This window comes from Nostoc sp. (assembly GCF_036919575.1).
GTDB lineage: Bacteria > Cyanobacteriota > Cyanobacteriia > Cyanobacteriales > Nostocaceae > Nostoc.
Genome location: NZ_JBALBY010000017.1, coordinates 16,378 through 41,830, shown reverse-complemented (window position 1 = coordinate 41,830; position 25,453 = coordinate 16,378). Strand labels below are relative to the sequence as shown.

The 25,453-nt window shown below is 40.5% G+C and carries 26 protein-coding genes; 11 read left to right on the top strand and 15 right to left on the bottom strand.

All coding sequences use genetic code 11. From position 1 onward, the window contains the following. Window positions 1-174 precede the first annotated feature (174 nt). Window positions 175-366 (bottom strand): hypothetical protein, encoded by a 192-nt coding sequence (locus V7K27_RS05925; RefSeq protein WP_334945235.1) that lies wholly within the window; start codon window positions 364-366, stop codon window positions 175-177. 34 nt (window positions 367-400) lie between these two features. Here V7K27_RS05925 and V7K27_RS05920 point away from each other — a divergent pair, with 34 nt between their 5' ends. The 5 genes from V7K27_RS05920 (at window position 401) to V7K27_RS05900 (ending at window position 4,311) form a co-directional block, all read left to right on the top strand. After that, a complete protein-coding gene (locus V7K27_RS05920) occupies window positions 401-721 on the top strand; it encodes a hypothetical protein (RefSeq protein ID WP_334945233.1) in 321 nt (106 codons plus the stop codon). A gap of 164 nt (window positions 722-885) precedes the next feature. Continuing rightward, a complete protein-coding gene (locus V7K27_RS05915; RefSeq protein ID WP_334945231.1) occupies window positions 886-2,076 on the top strand; it encodes an RNA-guided endonuclease InsQ/TnpB family protein in 1,191 nt (396 codons plus the stop codon). Window positions 2,077-2,108: 32 nt separating this feature from the next. Continuing rightward, a complete protein-coding gene (locus tag V7K27_RS05910; RefSeq protein WP_334945229.1) occupies window positions 2,109-3,089 on the top strand; it encodes a C1 family peptidase in 981 nt (326 codons plus the stop codon). A 172-nt stretch (window positions 3,090-3,261) separates the two neighbouring features. Further along, window positions 3,262-3,639, top strand: coding sequence for a hypothetical protein (locus V7K27_RS05905; protein ID WP_334945227.1), 378 nt, complete (start codon window positions 3,262-3,264; stop codon window positions 3,637-3,639). Window positions 3,640-3,801: 162 nt separating this feature from the next. Beyond that, a complete protein-coding gene (locus V7K27_RS05900; protein WP_334945225.1) occupies window positions 3,802-4,311 on the top strand; it encodes a hypothetical protein in 510 nt (169 codons plus the stop codon). 166 nt (window positions 4,312-4,477) lie between these two features. On the opposite strand, the gene V7K27_RS05895 is transcribed toward V7K27_RS05900, so the two are convergent. Beyond that, entirely contained in the window at window positions 4,478-4,735 is a 258-nt protein-coding gene (locus V7K27_RS05895) for a hypothetical protein (protein ID WP_334945224.1), read from the bottom strand. A 144-nt stretch (window positions 4,736-4,879) separates the two neighbouring features. On the opposite strand from V7K27_RS05895, the gene V7K27_RS05890 reads away from it, so the two are divergent. After that, window positions 4,880-5,659: a photosystem II S4 domain protein gene (locus V7K27_RS05890; RefSeq protein WP_334945222.1), complete on the top strand. Its 780-nt coding sequence runs from the start codon at window positions 4,880-4,882 to the stop codon at window positions 5,657-5,659. A gap of 478 nt (window positions 5,660-6,137) precedes the next feature. On the opposite strand, the gene V7K27_RS05885 is transcribed toward V7K27_RS05890, so the two are convergent. The 5 genes from V7K27_RS05885 to V7K27_RS05865 form a co-directional block, all read right to left on the bottom strand. Further along, on the bottom strand, window positions 6,138-6,914 hold the full coding sequence (locus tag V7K27_RS05885) for an SDR family NAD(P)-dependent oxidoreductase (RefSeq protein WP_334945220.1): 777 nt from the start codon (window positions 6,912-6,914) through the stop codon (window positions 6,138-6,140). Window positions 6,915-7,020: 106 nt separating this feature from the next. Continuing rightward, window positions 7,021-7,578: a hypothetical protein gene (locus V7K27_RS05880; protein WP_334945218.1), complete on the bottom strand. Its 558-nt coding sequence runs from the start codon at window positions 7,576-7,578 to the stop codon at window positions 7,021-7,023. Window positions 7,579-8,359: 781 nt separating this feature from the next. Then, window positions 8,360-8,965, bottom strand: a complete 606-nt coding sequence (locus V7K27_RS05875; protein WP_334945373.1) for an exopolysaccharide biosynthesis protein — start codon at window positions 8,963-8,965, stop codon at window positions 8,360-8,362. 119 nt (window positions 8,966-9,084) lie between these two features. Further along, window positions 9,085-9,969: a lipid kinase gene (locus V7K27_RS05870; RefSeq protein ID WP_334945371.1), complete on the bottom strand. Its 885-nt coding sequence runs from the start codon at window positions 9,967-9,969 to the stop codon at window positions 9,085-9,087. A 685-nt stretch (window positions 9,970-10,654) separates the two neighbouring features. Continuing rightward, on the bottom strand, window positions 10,655-12,172 hold the full coding sequence (locus V7K27_RS05865; RefSeq protein ID WP_334945216.1) for an ABC transporter permease subunit: 1,518 nt from the start codon (window positions 12,170-12,172) through the stop codon (window positions 10,655-10,657). Window positions 12,173-12,260: 88 nt separating this feature from the next. Between V7K27_RS05865 and V7K27_RS05860 the strand changes: the two genes are divergently transcribed. Then, window positions 12,261-13,025 carry an amino acid ABC transporter ATP-binding protein gene (locus tag V7K27_RS05860; RefSeq protein ID WP_334945214.1) on the top strand — a complete coding sequence of 255 codons (765 nt, stop codon included), beginning with the start codon at window positions 12,261-12,263 and terminating at the stop codon, window positions 13,023-13,025. 352 nt (window positions 13,026-13,377) lie between these two features. On the opposite strand, the gene V7K27_RS05855 is transcribed toward V7K27_RS05860, so the two are convergent. Both V7K27_RS05855 and lipB read right to left on the bottom strand, forming a co-directional pair. After that, the gene (locus V7K27_RS05855) at window positions 13,378-13,578 is read right to left on the bottom strand and encodes a hypothetical protein (RefSeq protein WP_334945212.1); all 201 of its coding nucleotides are present in this window, start codon (window positions 13,576-13,578) and stop codon (window positions 13,378-13,380) included. A gap of 183 nt (window positions 13,579-13,761) precedes the next feature. Beyond that, on the bottom strand, window positions 13,762-14,454 hold the full coding sequence (lipB, locus tag V7K27_RS05850) for a lipoyl(octanoyl) transferase LipB (RefSeq protein WP_334945210.1): 693 nt from the start codon (window positions 14,452-14,454) through the stop codon (window positions 13,762-13,764). A 618-nt stretch (window positions 14,455-15,072) separates the two neighbouring features. On the opposite strand from lipB, the gene hpf reads away from it, so the two are divergent. Further along, window positions 15,073-15,708, top strand: a complete 636-nt coding sequence (gene hpf, locus V7K27_RS05845; protein WP_334945208.1) for a ribosome hibernation-promoting factor, HPF/YfiA family — start codon at window positions 15,073-15,075, stop codon at window positions 15,706-15,708. Between the two features lie 160 nt (window positions 15,709-15,868). On the opposite strand, the gene V7K27_RS05840 is transcribed toward hpf, so the two are convergent. The 3 genes from V7K27_RS05840 to V7K27_RS05830 all read right to left on the bottom strand — a co-directional run bounded on the left by V7K27_RS05840 (window position 15,869) and on the right by V7K27_RS05830 (window position 17,277). After that, window positions 15,869-16,327: a peroxiredoxin gene (locus V7K27_RS05840; RefSeq protein WP_334945207.1), complete on the bottom strand. Its 459-nt coding sequence runs from the start codon at window positions 16,325-16,327 to the stop codon at window positions 15,869-15,871. Between the two features lie 277 nt (window positions 16,328-16,604). Then, complete coding sequence (locus V7K27_RS05835) at window positions 16,605-16,895, bottom strand: hypothetical protein (protein WP_334945205.1); 291 nt, start codon at window positions 16,893-16,895, stop codon at window positions 16,605-16,607. A 49-nt stretch (window positions 16,896-16,944) separates the two neighbouring features. Then, window positions 16,945-17,277 (bottom strand): hypothetical protein, encoded by a 333-nt coding sequence (locus tag V7K27_RS05830; RefSeq protein WP_334945203.1) that lies wholly within the window; start codon window positions 17,275-17,277, stop codon window positions 16,945-16,947. A gap of 224 nt (window positions 17,278-17,501) precedes the next feature. Between V7K27_RS05830 and V7K27_RS05825 the strand changes: the two genes are divergently transcribed. Both V7K27_RS05825 and V7K27_RS05820 read left to right on the top strand, forming a co-directional pair. Next, complete coding sequence (locus V7K27_RS05825) at window positions 17,502-18,629, top strand: acyltransferase family protein (RefSeq protein WP_334945201.1); 1,128 nt, start codon at window positions 17,502-17,504, stop codon at window positions 18,627-18,629. A 577-nt stretch (window positions 18,630-19,206) separates the two neighbouring features. Continuing rightward, window positions 19,207-19,890, top strand: a complete 684-nt coding sequence (locus tag V7K27_RS05820) for a CAP domain-containing protein (RefSeq protein WP_334945200.1) — start codon at window positions 19,207-19,209, stop codon at window positions 19,888-19,890. A gap of 80 nt (window positions 19,891-19,970) precedes the next feature. Here V7K27_RS05820 and V7K27_RS05815 read toward each other — a convergent pair whose 3' ends face one another. Next, window positions 19,971-21,590: a tetratricopeptide repeat protein gene (locus V7K27_RS05815; protein ID WP_334945198.1), complete on the bottom strand. Its 1,620-nt coding sequence runs from the start codon at window positions 21,588-21,590 to the stop codon at window positions 19,971-19,973. A gap of 248 nt (window positions 21,591-21,838) precedes the next feature. Here V7K27_RS05815 and V7K27_RS05810 point away from each other — a divergent pair, with 248 nt between their 5' ends. Beyond that, entirely contained in the window at window positions 21,839-22,297 is a 459-nt protein-coding gene (locus V7K27_RS05810) for an endonuclease domain-containing protein (protein WP_334945196.1), read from the top strand. 133 nt (window positions 22,298-22,430) lie between these two features. Here V7K27_RS05810 and V7K27_RS05805 read toward each other — a convergent pair whose 3' ends face one another. Beyond that, complete coding sequence (locus V7K27_RS05805; RefSeq protein ID WP_334945194.1) at window positions 22,431-24,551, bottom strand: tetratricopeptide repeat protein; 2,121 nt, start codon at window positions 24,549-24,551, stop codon at window positions 22,431-22,433. Window positions 24,552-24,642: 91 nt separating this feature from the next. Further along, window positions 24,643-25,428 carry a DUF4058 family protein gene (locus V7K27_RS05800; protein ID WP_334945192.1) on the bottom strand — a complete coding sequence of 262 codons (786 nt, stop codon included), beginning with the start codon at window positions 25,426-25,428 and terminating at the stop codon, window positions 24,643-24,645. Between the last annotated feature and the right edge of the window lie 25 nt (window positions 25,429-25,453).

Genomic DNA, 25,453 nt, shown 5'->3' with positions numbered 1-25,453 from the left:
CAGATTTCAAGTTGGTGAAGTACACAACGATCTGACTTTTCACGGTATCTGGAAAACCTCACTTCTATTTCTCTCTCCTAAAAGGAGAGAGACTTTGAATTTTCCCCATTCCCTTGTAGGGAAGGGGGCTAGGGGATTAGGTCAATCGTTAGCTTTTCCACATAACGTGAAAAGTCAGACAACGATTCGTCCCAAAGTCAGGTATAAACCCTGTTTTACTTCTGAATTCTGGATTCTGGATTCTGGATTCTGGATTCTGAATTCTGAATTCTGAATTCTGAATTCTGCTGTATCTAAACCGTATTGGGATAAAAGCAGCTTATCTTCAGGTAAAGTCTCGCCCCCGGAAACTGTCTGAGTTAACACAGCGCTTCTACCGTGTGTGGTTCTAAGGTATTATATGTCAATTTCCGATGTGCTTCGTACAGCCTCGTTCTTCCGCGATTCCAGAGGCAAACAGTTAAAAGTCGGCGGTTATCGACCAGATCCTATTGATCCAAGAGATAAAAAATATAGTGCTGGACGTTATCAACCAGAACAGTTACCGCCAAGGGTCGATTTACGTCCCCACATGACAAAAGTGGAACAGCAGGGAGAATTGAATAGTTGTACAGCGAACGCGATCGCGGGAGCTTACGAGTATCTGGCGATGCGTCAATTTGGCTCGGCAAAGGATGTGAGTCGCTTGTTTATTTATTACAAAAAATGGACGGGAGTTTGAAAGCCCCGGAAGAATAGGTACGTAGTACCGCATTCTGTGCTTTAGACCAGGGATGAAAAACGACGGGCGTGGTTTTTAAGCCACCGTGAATATTGTGTAACCTTTTTGATCCTAATCCAAACTATTATACCAACTATGGTAGTATAAGATAGGAGGTAAAAGTAATGCTTGTTCTTGAGTTCAAAGCTTATGGAAAGTCAGCGCAGATAGCGGCAATAGATGATGCAATTCGGACTGCAAAGTTTGTTCGTAATAGCTGTATTCGGCTATGGATGGATGTTAAAGACATAGGTAAAAACGACTTGCAGAAATATTGTGCTGTACTTGCGGCTAACTTTCCCTTTGCTAACGAACTTAATTCAATGGCTAGACAAGCTTCTGCTGAAAGAGCATGGTCTTCTATCTCTCGGTTTTATGACAACTGCAAGAAGAGTACTTCTCTTAAGAAAGGATATCCTCAATTCCAGAAAGACTGTCGCTCTGTTGAGTACAAATCGACTGGGTGGAAACTTGCTGAGGATCGTAAATCAATAAATTTCAGTGATAAAAAAGGTATTGGTCGATTAAAGCTCAAAGGTACTCGTGATTTGCACTTCTACCAAATTAACCAGATTAAACGGGTGAGATTGGTAAAACGTGCGGATGGTGTGTATGTGCAATTTTGTATTGACATAGACCGTTCTGAGAACATAGAACCTACTGGTAATACCGTTGGGTTAGATGTGGGATTGAAAGAATACTATACCGACTCTGACGGGATAATGATTGAGAATCCTAAGTTTCTTCGTATTGGGGAGAAGGTTCTCAAAGCTAATCAACGTCGTGTTTCCAGAAAGGTAAAAGGTTCAAAAAATCGGGGTAAGGCTAGGGTGATTTTAGGTAAGCGCCACCTCAAAATAAGTAGGCAACGTAAAGACCATGCTGTGAAATTAGCGCGGTGCGTAGTCCAGTCTAACGACTTGGTAGCTTATGAAGATTTGAGGATTAAAAATATGGTGAAAAATCATTGTTTAGCTAAGTCAATAAACGACGCATCTTGGTATCAGTTCCGTGTATGGCTTGAGTACTTTGCAAAAGTATTTAAGCGTGTCACGGTTGCGGTTAACGCGCAATACACGAGTCAAGAATGCTCTGGCTGTGGTGAAATTGTGAAGAAAACACTATCCACTCGAACCCATGTTTGTAAATGTGGATGTCTAATGGATAGGGATGAAAACGCAGCGAGAATAATCCTTAGTCGGGGATTGGGTACGGTAGGGCATACCGGAACCTTTGCGCTAGACGCAAGCAACGCTTGGGGAGATGAAACCTCTACTCTTGTTGGTGAAAACCTGCATGAGCAAGTTATGTCTTAGATTCAAGAATCCCCGTGCGTTCACGCCGGGGAGTGTCAAGCACCTGTATTAAGGTACTGCGAAAATACGGTGCTTGTATAGAGAAAACTTGGCCTTATAGTCAAAATAGGGTGTTTGAAAAACCCCACGAACAAGCTTATGAGGAAGCAGAAAGCTTCTTAATCGATGAGGCTGAACGAATTAACTTAGATTTGTACGCAATGCGCCACTGTTTAGCGGAAGGTTATCCCTTTGCTTTTGGTTTGCAGCTGTTCAGTTCCTTTGAGGAAGCTAAAGATACTGGACGAGTACCAATACCAAATTCAAGCAACGAGAAACTTTGTGGCGGACACGCAATGCTGTGCGTAGGATATTCTGATCAAGACCGGATGTTTTTGGTTCGTAACTCTTGGGGGCCAAACTGGGGAGACAAAGGCTACTGTTATATTCCCTACGATTACATTACCAATTCTGAGTTCAACGGTGATTGCTGGACTATTAAAAGTGTAACCGACCTCGACTTAAGTCAGGATGTCTGGTGCGATGAAGGCTCCTTCTTTGATATGGTTCTCTCTCGGGCTGTTAGTCAACTAGGGTTTGCACAGGACGAGGATGAAGATGAATCCGAGGACGGAGATAAAGATGAAGATGAATCCGAGTATGAAGATGAATCTGAGGACGAGGATGAAGATGAATCTGAGGACGAGGATGAAGATGAATCTGAGGACGGGGATGAAGATGAATCTGAGGACGGGGATGAAGATGAATCCGAGGACGGGGATGAAGATGAATCTGAGGACGAGGATGAAGATGAATCCGAGTATGAAGATGAAGATGAATCCGAGTATGAAGATGAATCTGAGGACGGGGATGAAGATGAATCCGAGGATGAAGATGAATCCGAGGACGGGGATGAAGATGAATCTGAGGACGAGGATGAAGATGAATCCGAGTATGAAGATGAATCCGAGTATGAAGATGAATCTGAGGACGGGGATGAAGATGAATCCGAGGACGGGGATGAAGATGAATAGGAGGCAATATGCTTGGGTTAATTTCCACTCCTATGTCTAAGGAAGAATACTGAAGGCGGCTAAAGCCACTACCGACTTTATCCATTCGTCTAAATCCATTGGCTGTGCGTCTAGTTTTTGGGTCAAAATTGGACTAACATAACTGAGTGTTCGCTCGCCTTGTCAAATATTCATGACTAAAGTAACATCTCAAGAGATTGCACAGTTTCGCTCTCAATTGGTAGATGATCCCAGCGATATGGAAGCGCTGGATTTAATTGAAGACTGTGATGGAGATTTAGAAGATGCGGCGATGACGCTAGCTATCCGAGCCGGACAACAACCAGAAAGAGCAAATTCCGAGTGGTTAGATGCCTTGGCGAGAAAATGGCGTGTGGTGATTTGCGAACAAGAATATCGGGAAGATTTGCTTAATACTTCACTTCAAAAGATGATGGAACATCTCAAAGCAACGCCGACGTTTCCGAAGATTTTGGCAACGCCAGTTTTGATATATGTCCTCAAACAAGGCGTGAACAATTTTTGTGAGCCACTAGATTCGCTAAAGTGATCAGCCCATGTAGATTTAAGTTGTGCGATCGGCGCTTCTCCCAAGGGGAGACGCCAAGGGCGAACGCCGCAGCGTTTCGCTATCGCGGTTTGCAATTGATTGGACCAGGACTGATACGCTGTTAGTTAAGGGAAAACTTTTATTAGACAAATTGTAAAATCAATGAATTACCTTGTTGCCGTATTACCAGACCGCATTCAAGCCGAAGCTGCTTACTTAGCTTTAGAAAGAGAAGGCATAAACAGTACTATCCTGGGGAGGGGGTATAAAACGGCTGACGAGTTTGGCTTAATTGACCCCAAAGACCAAGCTAAAAACCAAGCACAACTGATGGCAACGTGGCTGATACCATTTGGCTTTTTTGCAGGTTTTACCTTCAGCCTGATCACTGGTTTAGATACTTTTGCCTGGGCGGGTGAAGTTGGCAATCACATCGTTGGCGGACTGCTGGGTGCTGCTAGTGGTGCTATGGGTGGTGTAGTTGTCGGTGGTGGAGTCGGTCTACTCGTAGGTGGTGGTGATGCTTTACCTTATCGTAACCGCTTAGATGCGGGTAAATACTTAGTTGCAGTTCAAGGTTCTGAAACTCTCACTCGCCAAGCAACGCGAATCTTACGTCAGTTTGATCCAGAAAATATCCAAGGTTATGCTGATACAAATACTGTGTATTGAATGAATCATAGTTTACACCTCAGGACACAGCGACTTGAGTTGCTTCGCTGTTCTTTGGAAGTGGCGCAAGCGGTGATTACAAGAAATAAATCACAAGTAGAGAGGCTTTTGGGGGTAAGGGTTCCCGATGATTGGTATACATCTGAGGTGACTGACATACTCTCATTCAAACAGTACTCTGAGTCGATGGCGACTTTAATGGTACTTCATCAGTCTTGGCACTAAAAGCAGCTGCCAGTTCAGGACTAGCGATCGCTACGGCGCTTTCATGCCATTCATGGATGATTGCGTCAATTATCTCCCATGCTGTAGTTGAGGAATCTATCAACCGAAAAGCTTCACTCAACTCCTTGATAAAGTCTTGCAGATCATCTTCTTCAAACACACTCAGCCATCCATAAGGAAAGCGGGAAGTTGTTCTCATTTCTGAAAGTGCCTTATTTATAAAGGTTTTAGACAGGCAGTGCTGCTCACCTTGTAATCCCTCCGTGAATAATCGCTTTAGAAAGCTAGAATCAAGACAGTTATAGCAGCTTAATTTTCAATTCATAACTCATAAATTTTAAGAATGTTGCCACGAGAAGAACTTTTAAAAGGTGTTGAAAATCGAGATAGTGTAGCTCGTGTAATTGACCAAGCCGAACAAGCCATCAAAATTTGGGAAGTGGTTTTGACTGATTTTCTGTCTCCCCCAGAATTGGCAGAAATTCAACGGGTGTTTAACCGATTAACAGAAGTGCAATTAGTGGCGTGGGGTGGATATCCGCAAGCTGAACGCCAAAGAATAGCGATCGCTCGTTCGGAACTTCCCTTAGATCAATCTCAAGTCAGCCTTGTCGCCGTGGAAATTGCTGGTAATTTCTTGTTTGATACCGCCTCTCACCGCGACTTTTTAGGCGCAATGTTGGGAACGGGAATTGTTCGTGAAAAGACGGGAGACATTATAGTTTTGGGAGAACGGGGGGCGCAGGCGATTGTCGCACCAGAGTTAGTAGAATTTTTGTCAATCAGTCTTAACCAAGTGCGATCGGTTCCGGTGAAAACTCAGCAGATTGAGATAACAGAGTTAAAGGTTCGGGAACCCAAGAAAAAAGAATTAACTACTGTGGAGGCTTCTTTGCGATTAGATGCGATCGCATCTGCTGGTTTTGGGATGTCCCGCAGCAAAATGGTTGATTTCATTGATGCTGGTGATGTCCGCGTCAATTGGAAGGAAGTTACCCAAGCTAGTTCTCAACTGAAATCAGGCGACTTAATCGCCATTCGCTCTAAAGGACGTTTAGAAGTTGGGGAAATCGCCGTTACTAAAAAAGACCGTTACCGAGTTCAATTAACAAGATATATTTAATTTGAAATAGACGTAGGGTGCGTTAGCAAACTCACATCTTGCACCTAGCCCTGGCGATTAGAAATTGCACGCCAGTTGCTCATGGGGAGCCACTCCGTTGCGGGGGTGGAGGAGTTTGAAGGAAGTGGCGTGGAAACCCCCAAGAGCGCACTGGCTTGGCTATACAAACGAAGTCCACCTCCGTGGACTAAGAGGAAATCAAAGGTTTTTAACGAACTTTGGGGGTTTAAGTCCTAGCCTTTGAAGGGCAGCGCGAATTGAAGCCTAAGCTAAATCCCCGTCACAAAACGTAATTGCGAATTGCGAATTGCGAATTGCGAATTGGTTTAACCCACGCAGGTGGGTTTCGCCTGTGTAGCCGCGACTTCCAGTCGCCTGGTGCAAGATATAAGCAAAGCCCAAAGGTTTTGGTGCGTTACTCCAAACTCCTGTACAGACGCGATTAATCGCGTCTCTCCTAACTCCTAAATATATATACTTAGGCTTTAAAGTGTTTTGCTAATATATTCAGCAGAAGTTTGCGCGGTACGAGCCGAGATAATCTGCTTCTAATTTGAGTGTTAGTATCAGAACTAATAACAGTTGGATACCCTTTTTCCAAAGCCTCTAAAGATTCCCAAACCACTTTTTCGCAAGAATACACTTTATCTGTACTGCTTGCCAGGGCTGGAGGAAAATTAGCTTCTGCAAAAAAGTTTGTTTCTATTGGCCCTGGACAAGTGACTAAAATACGGACACCATATTGGCGATTTTCTGCCCATAGCGCTTCACTAAAGCTGAGAATAAAAGCTTTACTGGCAGCATAAACAGAAAGATATGGTATCGGTTGAAATGCGGTAATAGAAGATACGTTAATAATACTTCCAGAACGACGTTGCCGCATCAAGGGTAGAAATTTATGGCTTAAATCTACCAATGTTAAAATATTTAATTGTACGATTTTAAGTTGTCTTTCTCCATCCCCTTCAGCAAAGTCGCCATAGTAACCAAAACCAGCATTGTTAATTAATAAGTCAATGGTTAATCCCTTTTCTTTAGTGGCATCAAATACAGCAGATGCTGCATTAGGTTCTGTGAGGTCTTTCACTATAACGTCTACTTGAATTTTGTGTTGTTCTTGTAGTTGTTTAGCTAATTGGCTTAGTTTCTCTTCAGAACGAGCAACGAGTACAAGATTTGTCTTGCGTGCAGCTAGTTCCTGGGCAAAAGCTTTCCCAATACCACTAGATGCACCAGTAATTAAAGCAGTTGGCATTCTACATATTAAGATAGTTTTTAAGCACCATTAAAATATTAGCTATGGTGGCTAGAAGTTTTAACTACCCAAAGTGATATACCCAAAAGGGTAATTGAATTCCTAATTACCATTTTTCAGACCAATAAATAATTTCTGAGGCTGAACTATTAATTGCGACACCGTAGCTATCTCCATGATTCCACTTGAAGCCAGGTCTACCTTTGTCCTCTGCATTTAATACCAATATTTCATAAGTAGCTGGAAAAGATTCTGTATGAGAGTCACTGGTATAGAAAAAAGTTGTCGGCACACCATTAGGCTGGTTTATGTGGTCGTTTGTGTTACCACCCTTATATTTGTACTTTGCACTATTTCTGTATTGTGACAGTAATTGTTCTATTTTTTTTGGTGGCTGTTTCAACCTAATTTGAAAAAAAGTACCTCCTGGCAAAAATTCGGGAGAGTAAGCAATGTGAACGTCTTTGGCATCAGTAGGAATCTCATTAGGAAAATGCTTTACTTGGTCATTATCAGACCAGAGTTGATTACGAATTTCTTTGTAGCGTGATGTATCAGTTATTATTTTAGGTTCGCTAGTATTGCTAAAAGTTTTTCTCAGAAAAAAGCTTCCCCCGACAATACTAAGGCTAGCAAGGGCTAATAGAAATTGCGATCGCTTCATCAAGTTGGGTGTATCTAACTTTCATAGTCATATACCCAACTAATAAACTAAATTGGTACTATTGCGGATATAGGATCAGAGATATTAACAGAAACTTTGTCTATCTAGGGGAAATTTGGGGTAATTGTAAAATTATTATGAATTTGGTCAATGATTACCTAGTCAAATACCGCAGGTTATCCTCATTGAGACTAGTACTACTGTTGTAGCTAACGAAATCAATTCCACAGCCATCCATTTTTTTAAATTCTTCCTGATGCAGCAAGAACTAAGGCGGATATATAAATAGTAGATGCACCTTAATTAAATCACAGCCCTCAGCTTTTAGTTGGGGGCTTTTTTTATTACTGGTATTTTTTAGTTTGGGGAATAATAAATTTGCTCATAAGTTTAATTCTCCCGGATATGGCAATTAATAAAGCGGATTAATAAATGGTAGATGCACCTTAATTAAATCATAGCCCTCAGCTTTTAGTTGAAGGCTTTTTTATTGCTGATATTTTTTCATGTGCGAAGAAAATAACTTTGTACAGAAATTAAATATTCCCGGATATGGTAATTAATAAAGCGGATTAATAAATGGTAGATGCACCTTAATTAAATCATAGCCCTCAGCTTTTAGTTGAAGGCTTTTTTATTGCTGATATTTTTGAATGCCTGAAGAAAATAACTTTGTACACCAATTAAATATTCCCGGATATGGCAATTAATAAAGCGGATTAATAAATGGTAGATGCACCTTAATAAATTACAGCCCTCAGCCGAAAGCTGGGGGCTTTTATTATTTAAATATAGATGGCAGCAAACTGGGAGCTAACCATACTGCATAACCAAAAAATCCAAACAACAAGGTAATCAGGACAGTAATGCCGTAGCTGATGCAAATTAATAAACCGTCAGATTCGATGGTGGCAACAGTCAAAAGTAAAATACCTACAGTGGGGATAGGATTTGTAAACGGAATTGGTAATATTAGTAATATTGTTAATAAAGAGATACAAAACCCATTAATTCGCCAAATCAAAGGATTATGGGCTATTTTTGGCAATCGTGGACGGGCGATTTTCTGTAAAACTTTCGTAAGACGTCCCAAATTTTGCAAAAGTAACTGGGCGAAGGGACGAGGAAATTTGTAGTTAGCGATTCTTTTGGGTAGCCAAGGCGATCGCCTCCCTAAAACCATTTGCGTTGACAACAGTAAACAAGCACCACCAAAAGGGCCAGTTAATCCCGGTGGCATCGGAAATAAAAAGGGCAAAACTAATAATGTAATTACCAGACAGAACCCTCGTTCTGAGGTTTCTGCCAGAATATCACCTAGAGTTAGTGGTTGTTCAGCTAGGCGTTGCAACAGGGACTTTATATCTTGAGAAAATCTCAGATGCATTTGGCGTGAATTGATGCGAGTTCCCACATTTTTAGCAGAGGGAGAAATCAATCAGTTTTAGATTTTGAATTTTGGATTTTAGATTGAAGGAAAATCTAAAATCTAAAATTGAATAATTCTTAACTCCTGATTTCTGGGGGTACTAAAACAGCTATAGCTTTAGGTATAACCCGAAAATGAGCAGGTGTGTAAGTAGTGATTTCACCATCTGTATTGATAGGGCGCGGTTTGCGAGTAAACACCTCTATTTTTTGACCTTGAAGGGAACGTACATTCTGCCAATGTATATGTTGTCCTTGTCGCATCGCCGGAAGTAATAGTATAATCTCCCACCAATGTTTAATCTCCAAGCTATAAAGGTCTAGCCTTTGGTCATCTATTGCCGCATCGTTGGCTACTGCCATACCACCGCCGTAATAGCGGCCATTACCCACAGCAATTTGCACTGTTTTGACGCGAACTGATTCACCATTAATCACAATCTCCGCAGTAAAAGGTCTAGCTTCCCAAATCACTTGCAATGCAGTGGTGGCATAAGCAAATATTCCCCAACGGCGCTTGACTTCTTTGGTAAGTCGTTCGGTAATTTTTACACTCAATCCCAAACTGGCAACGTTAAAAAAGTGCTTGCCGTTCACCCAACCCAAATCGATGCGGTGTAAATTTCCATAGGCAATAATTTTGCAAGCTTCGCTGAGGGAATTCGGAATTTCCAAAGTTCTCGCTAGGTCGTTGGCAGTTCCCAGAGGCAAGATTCCCAAGGGCAACTGAGTATCAACTAAAGCATCTACTGCGGCATTGAGAGTCCCATCTCCTCCACCAATGATTACTAAGTCAACTTGATGCTGATAGCGAAATATAGCTTCAGCAAGATGTTTGGGGTCTTCTGTAGACTCCTCAATTAAATCAAAGCCGAGTGTCTTCAGATATTGAATCGCTTCCGACAGACCCTTTTGCCCTTGGCGGGCATGACGATTTACTAACAGCAGTGCGCGGGAACTCATGGGTAGTACCTTTTGTAGTTGATATGTCCAATTATCGGCATCCATGTATTCTGCTTGAAGTTGACTATAAAAAAGTGTTTAAGTTGTGATGACAGTTATCAAAAATTCGTTTTGTCAATGCTTATTATGTTGTGCTTACTAATTTTTAATTTCTATTTTATCTAATTTATCACTATTAGTCCTCGATGTGTTGATACTCAGTAAATATAATTTTTACTCACTAAATGACTCGATTTAGGTATTATTATTTACAAGATAGAGACTTATGTCAATATTATAATACCCAAAAAATCATGCCAAGCAAAGGAATATTTTTTATTGGGATAGATACATATTTGGAGATTAAACTTGTATAAATACTATTAATAGTTATAATTATTGAACTTTTGGCTGAGAAGACATTTATATATAGGACTAGGATTTGATTTTTGAAATGCACGTAATGGACACTCTAGGCTAAAATAGTGGATTAGACGTAGACGTAGGTTGGGTGGAGCGGAGCGCAACCCAACTGATTATCAGGATGTTGGGTTACGCAAAGCCCATATTTAAGTACAAGAAAGAAAAACGAACCGCAAAGGACACAAAGAAAGAAAAAAAGAAAGAAAGAAAGAAAGAAAGAAAGAAAGATGGTATTAGGATCTGCTAAGAGTTTAAAGTAAGTCGGAAAATCACTGAAAAATTATTAGCTATCGTACTTCCTCTGCCGTTTAACCGGATTCATCCACACTTCTAAGAGACTAACCGCCTGTGAAGAAAGTAACGTAAAACATAAATAAATTACTGCTACACCCACGTAAATTTCAAAGGCGCGATAGTTATCGGCGATAATTAACTGTCCTTTACGTACCAATTCTTCAAAACCAATCACAGAAACTAAGCTTGTATCTTTCAACAAACTGATAAACTCATTACCTAAAGGTGGAATCATCCGCCGGAAAGCTTGGGGAAAAATTACAGAACTCATTATTTGCACAGAACTCAAACCTAATGATTGTGCTGCTTCTGCTTGTCCTGGTTCAATCGATTGAATCCCAGCACGGACAATTTCGGCAATGTATGCAGCACTATTCAAACTTAAAGCAATTACCCCAGCAGTTAGGCGATCAAAACTAAATGTCAAACCAAGTTCTTGCAAAATTGCAGGTAATCCAAAGTAAATCATAAAAATTTGCAACAACAAAGGCGTTCCTCGGAAAAAATCCACATACGCCCTCGCCACCCAACGCACAGGTGCAATATGAGAAAGGCGTATAATTCCAATCAGGGAACCCCCAATTAAACCAAACACTACAGAAATTATCGTCAATTCCAACGTTACTAAAGCTCCCTTTAATAAAGTTGGAAAAGCCTGCAAAATCACACCAATTGAACTTAATATTTTAGGTGTGCCAGCCTTAGTCTGATTCTCAAATGGTGATTTAACTGGTAATGATGGCGGCTCGGTTTTAAACCATTTTTGGTAAATTTGGGCATAAGTACCATTTTTCAGTACCCTATCTAAACCGTTATTTATTAATGCCAAATTCGGCGAGTTTTTAGCTGTAGCAATCCCGTAAAACTCCTCTGTCAGCAATTGCTCTACTATTTTAATTCCCTGAAGATTGCCCGTATTAATAGCATATAAAGTAACTGGTGCATCATTGATTACCGCATCCACATTACCATTGGACAATTCTTGCAGGGCTAGAGGTGCTGAATCAAAACTGCGAATTTGTACTCCGGGAATACTCTTAGCCTTTGCAGCCCCAGTTGTACCAATTTGTACCGCAACTTTTTTATTTTTGAGACTGCCAAAACCAGTAATATTTTGATTATCTGCACGGATGGCGATCGCTAATCCAGCCTTAAAATAAGGACGGGAAAAAGCAATCGTCTTCGCCCTCTCCTGTGTAATCGTGATCGAACTAATGGCCGCATCAACCGTTTTGGCTTGCAAAGCTGGGATAATGCCATCAAAAGGCAGACTTTGAAAATCGACTTTAAAGTTAGCTGCAACTGCGATCGCATTCATCAAATCAATGGAAAAACCCTGTAACTCACCACCTTTTCCTTGAAACTCAAAAGGTGGAAACGCCGGTTCCGTAGCAATCCGCAGAGTTTTCCCCGCACTAGGATTCACCCCACAGCCAGCCAGTAACAAACAGCTAAAACCTACAACCACGCACCAGCGCAGCCAACGCCCAAAATCAAATTTAGCCATATTATTTTCTCTCCCTCTCTGCGCCCTCTGCGCCTCTGCGGTTCGTCAAAAACCTTACAATCTACTGTAGAGCAGCTTGACACAAGTAATGAACAATACCACCCCCGCGATTATTTTTGACAATATCGAAAAAAAGTTTGGTTCCCTGAAAGTCCTCAAAGGAATCACCGGCGAAATCAACCGGGGAGAAGTCGTTGCAGTTATCGGTTCTTCCGGCTGTGGAAAAAGTACACTACTACGCTGCTTCAACCGCTTAGAAACCATTGACAACGGGCGTTTAATAATCAACGGTATCAACTTATCCCGGTCTACTGTCAACTATAGCCAACTGCGGCAACTACGAACACAAGTAGGTATGGTTTTCCAACAGTTCAACCTGTTTCCTCATCTCAGCGTCCTAGAAAATATGACACTTGCGCCGCGTAAAGTATTGGGTAAAACACCGAAGGAAAGCGCCCAACTAGCGGGGTTATATCTCGAAAAAGTCGGCTTATTTGACAAAGCCTCTGCTTATCCCGAACAACTTTCTGGCGGACAAAAGCAACGAGTAGCGATCGCCCGTAGCTTATGTATGAATCCCCAAATCATGCTATTTGACGAACCCACCAGCGCCCTAGATCCCGAACTCGTCGGCGAAGTTCTGCAAGTGATGCAGCAATTGGCAGCAGAAGGGATGACAATGGTGGTTGTCACCCATGAAATGCAATTTGCAAAAGAAGTAGCCCATCAGGTGATATTTTTAGATCAAGGTATTGTCACAGAACAAGGTTCAGCTTATGAAGTTCTGACCAATCCCCAAAGCGATCGCCTACGTATTTTCCTCAGTCGCCTTCAAATAATTCGTAATTCGTAATTCGTAATTCATAATTGAAGACTTACTTTAAACTCCCGACTCTCTAGGGCTATTTCATTCTCATCTAGTCCGCCTCAGAATGAATTCTGAATCTAATAGCGAAAGTCGTCTAAAGACGACTAATAAAAGGTTATAGTCCAATACGCTTGGGTTAGGGCTAAAACTCTTTATCAAAGTCAATTTTTTTAACGAACCGCAGAGGCGCAGAGGAAACAGAGAGAATAAAAAAATGCTTAACCCAAGCGTATTGGGTTATAGTCCGTTTTAACGGACTTTAGCTATTAGCCTCTGAACTTCAGTTCTGGGCGGGTTTCTGTCTAGAACGAAATAGCCCTGCCCCACTCCTCACTATTTAAAGGTACTCGCGCAAGAAATCAAAGGGATCATCTTCCCAACAAGGTTCAGGTATCAGCCAAAACAAACTACCGCTGATGTCGGCTTCAATTTCATCACCGTCATCTCTGTCAAATAGTTCTATTAAAGCTGTCCAATCACGTTCTCTCAGAAACGTTAATGATGGGGCATATATCTGGAGATTATTTGAGTAATTCACGCGCCAAGTTGTGCTTGAGAGCCGTAAAAAGTTAGTATATTTATTTGTAAATAATCAGATTCTAGCTTTGACAACGGAAGTTAAATAGTTATTTTGATACTATTAAATATGGACTACTCTCATAAGTGTCTCACAATTTAAATAGGACTGCTATAGTATTTATTACATAATTCCAAGCTGAATTTACTCAGACCAGAAAAATCCTTGAGGCTGCGACTCGACTAATTCCACGTCAAAGACTTCCGCAAAGGACTGCGCTACATAAAAACCCACTTCTTGAGAGGTAATGCCTGGAATCCATTCGGCTAAACTACCTACAGGTTTATCAGAAATACCGCAGGGTATAATGCGCTCAAAGCCTGTCATGTCTGGACAAACATTTAATGCAAAGCCGTGCATGGTAATCCAACGGCTGACTTTAATCCCAATAGCCGCAACTTTTCGCCCTTCTAACCAAACGCCAGTAAAAGCCGGAATTCTTTCTCCCTGCAACCCATAAACTGCTAATACGCGAATGATTACTTCTTCGAGTTGCCGTAAGTACCAATGAAGGTCTTTACGATAACTTTGCAGATTTAAAATTGGATACCCCACCAGTTGACCGGGACAATGGTAAGTAACCTCGCCGCCTCGTTCTACTCTATGCACATCATATTCACTTTTGTCAATATCAAATTTGAGAAAATCTGAGTTGGCTCCTTGCCCCAGAGTGTAGACAGGTGGATGTTCTAGCAAAATTAACACGTCATTTAGACTGGGGTCATGGATACGCTCAGTGACGAGCGATCGCTGCCATCTATGAGCTTCTAAGTAAGGTATTAACCCTTCATTATACAGCAAACAACGGTTTTTGTGTGGTTTTATACTATGGATCATGCCAAAAATCAACTGTCTTAGGAACGAAATATATTTCAAGTTAGAGAATTGGAGTCAACAAATGTTAAGTTTTGTAAAGGATTTTAAAGGAAAGTCAAGGGAACCTGCATTAGAAAACACAAAGTGCTAGCTTGAAAAGATAACCTCAATAGGTTTTAGGAGGAATTCTCTGCAATAAGCATCATGCCAAAACAATAAAGACGTATGTACTGGCTGATGACTCTAATTATATTCTTTGCATTTCAAACACAACTAAACTTGCACAAAGACTTGTATTATTGAACAACAGCAAGGAAACTTCAATCGAACACAGAAGGAGCAACTATCAACAGTTCTGTAAGCGTTGCTTTATTGGAGTTGGTAGTCACGGGAGCTACCACTCAGATTTCCTCATCCAAGAGTTTTATGTGGACATCCAATTGGATATCAGCGCAGAGATGAGGAGGGAAATCAAGGGTGTACTTAATAACAACTTAGATGCAGCAAGCTTAGAGACAGCTTACCAGCAGTACATACAAATAGTTCACAATTTGTTTTGGCGGGAGTAATAGAGCTTACCGCAACTTCTTTTCATACAAAGCAAATTCACAAATTCAAATATTCAGGGAGAGAGTTTACATGAAGCTTGTCATCCACAGCAAAAATATTGAAATCACCGATGCAATTCGTGAGTATGTACATCAAAAGATTGAAAAATCAGTTAGTCACTTTCAGAGCATTACAAATGAAGTGGATGTGCATCTTAGCGTAGCCCGTAATCCCCGAATTAATACTAGACAAGCGGCTGAAGTAACTATTTATGCTAATGGTAGCGTTATCCGTGCCGAGGAAAGCAGTGAAAACCTCTATGCCAGCATTGACTTAGTTGCAGATAAAATTGCCCGTCAACTGCGGAAATACAAAGAACGGCGTCAAGACCAGAAAACTCATGCCCAGCCAACAGAAGTAGTTGTTGCAGAGTCAGTAGTGACAGATTTAATTGGCGATCGCACTCCCGAATTGCCTAACGAAGTCGTTCGCACCAAATATTTTTCCATGCCACCGATGACCCTTGCAGAAGCCTTAGAACAACTGCAACTCGTGGGACACGATTTTTATATGTTCCGCAATTCTGAAACTGGAGAGATTAATGTAATTTACGAACGTAACCACGGCGGTTATGGTGTGATCCATCCCCGGAATGGTAACGGCCATAATGGCAAGGCAACCCACGCTAATATTGTCATGCCGGAAAAGTCGCACTCGAATAAATAGGGAATGGAGCATGGGGCATAGGGAGATGAGGAGATGAGGGAGATGAGGGAGATGAGGGAGATGAGGGAGATGAGGGAGATGAGGGAGAAATAACTCCTAACTCCTAACTCCTAACTCCTAACTCCTAACTGCCCATTCCCCACTCCCCACTCCCCATTCCCTATTTTGCAAGTTGTTGCAAAGTTTTCAGCGCTTCCTCAACATGACCTTTAAAGTTAAACATTGAATCAAACACGTATTGCACAACTCCCTGTTGGTCAATGACGTAAGTGACGCGACCAGGGAATAAGCCAAAAGCTGCTGTTGCGCCATATAGCTTCCGCACTTGGTCGCCTTTGTCAGTTAACAGAGTAAAAGGTAGATTGTACTTTGCAGCAAATCGTTGATGAGATTCACTGGAGTCAGCACTCACACCAACAACTTCAGCACCAGCAGTTTTAAAAACTTCGTACTGATCGCGAAAGGCGCAAGATTCGGTCGTACATCCGGGTGTGTCGTCCTTGGGATAAAAATATAGGACAACAGCTTTTTTGCCGCGAAAATCTTGGAGGCTAACTGTTGAGCCGTTTTGGGCGGGTAGACTGAAATTAGGAGCGGTATCTCCAACTTTGATTGGCATAGGTATTCAAAAATCTAAAATTTATGTGCTTTAAATAACTATTATCATAATTAACAAATTTTTATCACTTAATAACAAATTATGATCCCTTAATTCTATATTTAGAGTTTATTTATTTTTACGGTCTAAGTATATCTTGAAGCCCAATCCACTGCCAAATCCGCCGCCAAATATGATAAGTATTTTCAGAATATCCTGATAAACAGCCACGTCTTTATTGACCAGAAAAACCGTTAAAAACACGAAAACAACCACAAAAATACAAATAGCGGCTAAATTATACTTTCTTGCTTCTTGTGCGTCTATAAATGCTCTTTTCACTATCTTTTTCTACGCTTTCAAGTATTTTTGTTATGTGTTGTTGATTAATTTTATCTAGAATTGGTGAAATAGACGAGCCAGAGAAGCGACCCATAGAAAGAAATGTTCTTATTTCCTTGTTGATTTCTGGCGGAAGATTTAAATTTTTTAATTCTTCAGGGAGTTTTTCTATATATTCACTTTCACTATCTTGCTCCTTTTTTTCTTTATCAAACTCTTTATTTGATTCATTTTCTTGATTATACATATAATCTAAACTTTAAAAATTGAGAGCTAGCTGGCTTTTAAGATAGACTTCACTTTGTAGTAATATATTTCTCTAAAGCAGAGGAAAGTTTCGATTCCCAAAAATTTTTTATCTTCTGCTCAAAAACATCTTTAACTCTGGCTTCTATCTCATTTTCAATAAAAATAGAGCAAGCATAACGAACTAAAACTTCAAATGCTTCATCACTAATTTTTCCATTTATATTCAAATATGAAAAAAAAGATAATATGCTTTTAAGCCTTACTATATTTGAGACTGAAAAATCAACATTAGTCAATTCTACACCTTTGCTTGGTGCTGAATTTGATATTACCGGAATTTTTTTGTCTTTTAAAAACACAGGAAAACTTTCCAAATTCATCTTTTGTCAAAATTATCAAAACTCGTTTTAAATATATGTTAAATTTTAACCATAATACTAAAAAACTTTACCCTTAATTTAGATTATATTCTATCTATTCAATAATACAGATGTATTAAAATGAGCTAAGTTTGAAGAAATTTGTATCCAAGTCTATAAATTTTGCTTGATTACCTGCATCAATCGGAGTAGCTTAGATACTCATCTAACATAAAATTCCGTTTATGCGCCTGACTTCACTGGATGTTTTTCGCGGCATCACGATCGCTGCGATGATTCTCGTCAATATGGCGGGTGTCGCAGATGATGTATATCCTCCCTTAGCCCACGCCGATTGGCACGGTTGCACACCAACTGACTTGGTATTTCCCTTCTTTCTCTTCATTGTCGGTGTAGCGATGACTTTCTCGCTGTCAAAGTACACCGAAAGCAATAAACCAACCTCAGCTGTTTACTGGCGCATCTTACGCCGCGCTGCCATTCTCTTTGCCTTGGGATTGCTACTAAATGGCTTTTGGAATCAGGGTGTTTGGACTTTTGACTTCAGTAGTATCCGCATTATGGGGGTGTTGCAACGCATCAGCATTACCTATCTGCTGGCTTCCCTAGCTGTTCTCAACCTGCCGCGTAAAGGTCAATGGATACTGGCAGGAGTGTTACTTATTGGCTACTGGCTAACGATGATGTATCTACCAGTACCCGATTATGGTGCAGGAGTTCTGACGCGGGAAGGTAACTTTGGCGCCTATATTGACCGCCTGATTATTCCCAAAGCACATTTATATAAAGGTGATGGTTTCAACTTTATGGGAGATCCAGAGGGACTCTTCAGTACTATTCCGGCGATCGTAAGTGTTCTCGCTGGCTACTTCACTGGACAATGGATACGCAGTCAACCTGTACATTCACGCACAAGTATCGGGTTAGGATTATTTGGAGTTGGTTGTTTAATTATCGGTTGGGCTTGGGGGTGGACATTCCCCATCAACAAAAAGCTGTGGACAAGTTCCTATGTAGTCTTCACTAGCGGTTGGGCGTTACTTTTGCTAGCAGCTTGTTATGAACTGATCGAAGTACGGCTGATGCGTCGCTGGAGTAAACCTTTTGAAATTATGGGCTTAAATGCGATCGCTCTTTTCGTTCCATCGGTTTTGTTGATTAAAATCTTAGTGAAAACCACTATCGGCACAGGCAAAGAGGCTAAGAGTACTTACAATTGGATTTACCAGAATTTTTTCGTATCTTGGGCGGGGGCGCTGAATGGTTCCTTATTGTTTGCCATAGTCACCGTGTTGTTGTGGTGGGCTGTTGGTGTTTTGATGTATCGACAACGTTGGTTTCTCAAAGTGTAATACGAGAATATGTCATTGCGAGTGAAACGATGCGATCGCAAGATTTTTTTGGGCTTGTTTCCCTACCTTGCGCGAACGCTGAGAACGAGCGATCGCAATGAGAGTTATTTCAACGGACATGATATAAACTCTGGGTTTTTCTGTCAAATGCAAATATGCAAAGTTTTTATTTGCGTAATATTTTTTGCACTTTACGTTTGGGTGTTCGCTAGGTTAAAACAGATATTAAGTAATAATTTTTAACACTCAAGGAACAGAGGAATGGAAGCGGGGTTTTAAGAATAAGTCGCACATCGCGTAATTCACTAAATACACTTGAAGAAGAATTCAGAATCCAGAATCCAGAATTCACCAATCTTTCAGTCGGGGATTCAGGGCTGCATTGCGGTCTTGGGGTCTCCCCAAGAGGAGCAACTTTGTAAGAGAGACCCGCGACTTTCTTGTTGACCACCAAATTTTCAATTTGGTGGGGGTGCAAAAACTCCGATTATTCATCCGCTTTTTCGCACAGAATTCATTCTGAATTCTGACTCCTGACTCCTGAATTCTGTTCGATAAAAAAATTGTGAGGTAATGAATGCATCTGATGAAATTTTGGGTATTTTTGCCAATTGCCTTGATATTCGGCTGCTCAAATCAACTCTTTCAATCTAGCCCAGCAGTAGTTCAACCAGCCAGTCCGACTTTATTAGCAAAGGCGAGTTACCTTTCATCGCTGGAACAACAGGTAATTGTTGAAACAAATAAAGTACGAACAAATCCCAAGGCATACCTCCCGATTCTGGAAAACTATAGAAAGCGCTTTGAGGGGAACCAAGTCAAAATTTCTAATAATACGTATTTGCGAACTCAAGAAGGAGCCAAAGCAGTCGATGAAGCGATCGCATTTCTGAGATCAGCACGTCCTGTGGGAGCGTTGAGTACATCTAAGGGTATGTCTTTAGGAGCAAAAGACCATGTTAAAGACCAAGGCCCAAAAGGTGCCACAGGTCATGATGGTAGCGATGGTAGCAGCCCCTTTACTCGCATCAATCGCTATGGTACATGGTTAACAACCGCAGGCGAAAATATCAGTTATGGGGTAAACAATGCCCAAGATATCGTCATGCAGTTAATTATTGATGATGGTGTGCGCGATCGCGGTCATAGAAAAAACATTTTCAATGGTGCTTTTAAAGTGTCTGGTGTTGCTTATGGAACTCACAAATCATATAGAACAATTTGTGTAATTGACTACGCTGGCGGATATCGGGAAAAATAAGTTGAGGTAGAGAATAGCGAGGAATATAGCTGACGATTTCTAAGATACTGTTGGCGAATTAATAAAGGATAAACGACTTTCTAGAAGTTTAAAATATCTAATGATTCTTCTATTTCTAAATCTAATATTCTTTCTCGTGTATCTTTGAGTGCTTCTAGCTTACCTTCTTGACGATAGATGTCTGCCGCTTTTTGAAAATCTTCAATTGCTCCCTGTTTATCTGCTATTTCTAAACGGATATTGCCACGATTGTAATAAGCATCTGCATAATTTGAATTAATTTGTATTGCTTGAGTATAATCTTCAATTGCTCCCGGAAAATCTCCTAAGTCAGAACGAGCATTACCACGGTTGTAATAAGCATCGACATAATTAGGATTAATCTGTATTGCCTGAGTATAATCTTCAATTCCTCCTTCAAAATCTCCTAAATCTGAACGAGCATTACCACGTTTTTTATAAGCTATGGCATCTTTAGGATTAATCTTGATTGCTTGGGGAAATCCCGGTTGAGAGCCTAATAAATAACGAGCAATCCCACGGTTTTTATAAGCATCAGCATAATTTGGGTTAATTTTAATAGCCTGGGTATAATCTTCAATTGCACCCTGATTATCTCCCACATGAGAACGAGCTTCAGCCCGGTTTTTATAAGCTACGGCAACATTAGGATTAATTCTGATCGCCTGGGAATAATCATTAATTGCTTCTTCTAATCGCCCCAGTTGAGACAGAGCCAAACCTCGTTTATTGTAAGATTTAGCATCATGGAGATTAATCTGGATTGCTTGAGAATAATCTGCGATCGCCGCTTCATAATCTCCTATTTGATAGTGAGCTAAACCTCGTTTATAATATAAATCAACATCGCTAGATTTAACTTGTAAGGCTTGATTATAGTTAGTGATTGCATTCGGATATTCTCCTTTCTCAAAACATTCATCACCCAATCTTACATAAAGTATATTTAAATCTTCATCACGATATTCAGGTTTAAAGGAAGATTTGACCAACTGATTCTTAGTTGGCTTAGATGGAATTTCCTGTTTTGGGAGATATTTATAAATTGGTGGTTGTTGCTTATAAGAATTATTAATAGAAGATTGTAACTGTTCTAGATAGCACCATAAACCACCACCATACAGTAATTGTTCTATGCCAAATGAAATTTTACCAGTTTTCAACTTAATCATTCGGGTTGGCAGAAAGCCAGCCAAAAAAAGGTGATACTCAGATTGTGCTTCACTCACATCTTCTTGAATCAAAATGCAAACTACAACTGCATTTTTTTCCACCTCTTCAGAACTAATTGACCATCTAACTCTATCAATACTACCGTGACGAGATTTAACCTCAATACCAATAGATGGCTCAGAAGTCAAGGTAAAATCTATATTGCCATCGCCGCCGAATCGCTTTTCATAATCGACTTCGGTAATAAAATCAGCTAAACGTTCTTTGACAACTTCCTCACCCAACTTCCCTTTGAGATAGCTAATAAAAACGTCCCGCACTGGCGAAACACGCTTATATTTCTCAGCCATCAGCCAGCAAAATTCCCGTAGTGCCTTTAACCTTTCTCCAGAAATTATAGTTAATTCACTATATTGACCTTCTGTTTCACAATGAAGCAGACAACCAGATGTTAACCTTTTTATAAAATCAGACTGTAGCGATCGCAGTAGTGTAATCCAGTCCATTTATGTTTCTGCGAATCTTTTGATGAGATTAGTCTGATTATGCCAGAGTTTTGAGGAGTTGGGCGAAGAGTGCGATCGCTGGGAATAATACGTAAGACCTCTTGCATAAATCAAAAATAAGAACCCCACCCCGCCAAAGCTACGCTTTGTCTCCCCTCCCCGCAAGCGAGGAGGGGTTGGGGGTGGGGTATTAGGGACTTTTGCAAGAGGTCTATGAAATATTAATTAACTAACCATCAAGAGTGCAAATGACCCAAAATCACAACCCCAAACCAAAGCCTCTCACCAACTCCAGTCCCCCCTCCTCGCTTGCGGGGAGGGGGTTAGGGGGTGGGGTTCCGGGATACCCTTGGCAAACCCCACACGAACTTTGGAAAAAACTTAAACCATTAGCGCGACAAATGCGGTGTGAACCAACTCCAGCAGAAAAGTTGCTTTGGGAGAAGTTGAGACACAAGCAAATTTTGGGTTTCAAGTTCCGGCGTCAGCAAACAATTGACCGTTTTATCGTCGATTTTTACTGTAATGAAGCGCGGTTAGTGGTGGAAGTGGATGGCGAAATTCACGACTACACCCAACAGGAAGATGCGATACGTCAAGAATTTTTGGAGAGTTTGGGGTTGCAGGTTGGGCGATTTAGAAATGAGGATGTTCAGGAGAGGATAGAGGGGGTGTTGCAGGATATTGCTGCTTGGTTGCAGAGATAGAACCCCACCCCCAACCCCCTCCCCGCTCTTCGAGAGGGGGCTAATTATAGGGTTTTTGGTGGTGTGTGCGATCGCTTTGCGTCATAATTTGACGATTATTTCACAGCATAGTGATTTTGATAGTATCTTCAGTTTACTGCCAAGGCATCTGCCACACTTTAACTGTTTTGTCATAACCACCACTAACAACATTTTTACCATCGGGACTAAAAGCTACTGACTCTACATAAGATTCATGCCCAAAAAGAGTGATAATTGTTAGTCCAGTTTGGACATCCCATAGTTTAATGGTTTTGTCATCACTGCCACTCACAAGGGTTAGACCATCAGGGCTAAAAGCCAGGGATGTTACTGCATTAGAGTGACCTTCAAAAGTTCGTATCTGCCTATTATTTTGCCAATCCCAAAGTATGATGTTATTGTCTTCACTACCACTAGCCAAACTCTGACCATTTGGGCTAAAAGCAATAGCACGAACACACTGTTTATGTCCTTCTAGGGTATTAATTTCTTTGCCAGTTTGCACATCCCATAGTTTGATAGTTGTGTCGCAGCTTCCACTAGCGATAATGTTATTATTTGGACTAAAACTCAAAGACTTAATATAGTCTGAGTGACCAGAGAAGCTACGAATTTGTTCTCCAGTTTCTATATTCCAAAATTTAATGGTTTTGTCATCACTTCCACTAGCTATGGTCTGTCCGTCTGGACTAAAAGCAAGGGAATGAATCCAATCAGAATGCCCTAATATAGTAAGAATTTCTTCTCCTGTACTAACACTCCAAAGTTTAATAATTTTTTGAGTAGTGGAACAAGCAATAGTTTGACCATCAGGGCTAAAACTCACAGCAAGAACTGAGCCGGAATTTACAAAAAGTGTATTAATTTCTTGTCCTGTCTTTAAGTTCCACAGTTTAATAGTTGAGTCTTCACTTCCACTCGCTAAAGTTATTCCATCAGGACTGATAGCTACTGAGCGAACCGCACCAAACATTCCTGAATGTCCTGTGAGGTTATATGTTAATAATCCTTTACTGTAATTGGCATTGATGTAATCTTGATTTGCTGCTTCATATTCTCCAATTTTTTCGTGAGCGATCGCACGTTCATAATATGCTTCATAATACTTAGAATCCAGATTAATAGCATTATTGAAATCCTTGATTGCTTTTTCTGGTTCCCCTAAATTTAAATTAACAAGTCCGCGTTTATAGTAGGCATCTGGATAATATGTTCTAGCATCGTCTGCCTGATTATCAATAGCCTGAGTAAAGTCTTCAATGGCTTTGTCATATTCGCCCAATTCAGCGAAAACAGAACCACGTTTCAGAAAAGCAGCAGGATAATCGTCAGCAGTTAACTTTAAGGCTTCTGTTAAATCCTTAATTGCTTGTTGATAATCTTTTTGTTCAATATAAATAATAGCTCTGCCTAAATAAGCATCATAAAAGTCAGGATTTAGTTTAACTGCTAGATTAAAATCATCAAGTGCTGCCTGATAATTACCAAGTTTGATGTAAACAGTACCTCGTCCTAGTAATGGTTCAACATATCTATCTTTGTCTTCAGCAAATTTGGGACTAACATTCATTGCCATAGTATAATCTGCAATAGCTCTTTCCTGCTCTCCTAACTCTGAATACGCACGACCTCGGCTTACATGAGCTTCTGCAAATTTGCCATCTTTACTTAAAGCATCGCTATAATACTTAACAGCACCCTTATAATCTGCTTTTTGTTGAGCCTTTTCGACTCCTAATTTATAAGATTCTAGAGCAGCAGACACAAAGGAATCTTTTTTATCATTTATATTAATCTTAATTAAGTTAAGCTCTTGAACTTCAAAAAAGAAATCTACTCTGCCAATTAAAGAGAAGGGAGCAAAAGTTGGGGCAAAAGTTGGGGCAAGAGTTGGCGCGAAAGTTGGAGCAATAGTCGGCACGAAAGTCGGTGCCAATGTTGCCCTTAAAATAGAAATATCTGGAATAAAAGAACTCTCTGTGGTAATAAAGTTACTAGCTTTTTTCAAAACTGCGAATGTCTTTTCTACCTGCAAGGACGATAGATATTTATTTATGGTAACTGCCTCAGCCACTCCGTACCTTGTTATAAGTATACTAGGTAAAATAATCTCTGTCATACTCAGAATCGATGCGAGTAAAATACAAAGTACAAGTTTAGATAGGTACTGCAATACATGAGAAAATTTTATAAATACAGCCTGTTTTGCTTTTTGTAGTGTAATCGAGTTCATATTTTTAGGAATCCAGTCTTACCTTACAAGGGAATCTCAGTTTAGTATTCCCAGTTGAGTGGCAGAAATCTCAAATCCCTATGAAGTTGCTCTACCGTAAACCCTTCTCCCGCAGCAGCGCATCCACCCAAGCTGTATCTGCTTCTAATAACGCTGATACTGGTTGTTGACTGTAATCTACTACCAAATCATAGCCGTAGATATCATATACCTCATTTAACAATGTCTGCAAATCTATAACTGGTTCCGTATCTCCAGAACGCAAAGGCAGTGGAAATCTTGGAATTATATCTAGTAAATTAAAAGCATATAAGTCAGCATAAGGACGGCGATCGCCACGACAAACTAAAATTCGATAGTGACTCTGAATATCATTGCCCATCATCGGCATGGGTTCACCTTTACGCAGTAAATCAATCTCAACTAAATTGCTGCGACTGGCTAATACTTGTTCGCGTTTCTCTTGATATGTCTGCCGTCCTTTACCCGGACGTTTATTGGTAGGTGATAGAATTTCAATAGTAGTAACTAATGCCTCTGTACCAACTTCTCGTACTTCTAGATATCCTTCCCTGATGGAAACAGGCATAGGAATCTTTACTTTTATAGGTTCAGGCGTTGGTGCGGCTACTGCCACATTTGTATTTGTAGAATCAGTTACAGTCTGCCGATTTTTCACAATCACATCAGGAATGCCAACAAGTAGTGAATTCTCATCAGTCGTTTCATACATCCGCACTTCTACAGCAACTCGATATTTAGGACGCAGTTGGGGAGATAAAAATCTGGCAATTTCACTAATTAGCAAGTGATGTACTCCTGGCCATAATTCAGGATCTTCTAAATACGGGTTCATTCCTGGAAAAGGATAAGCCATAACAAATATCTCAAAACCAAAATTT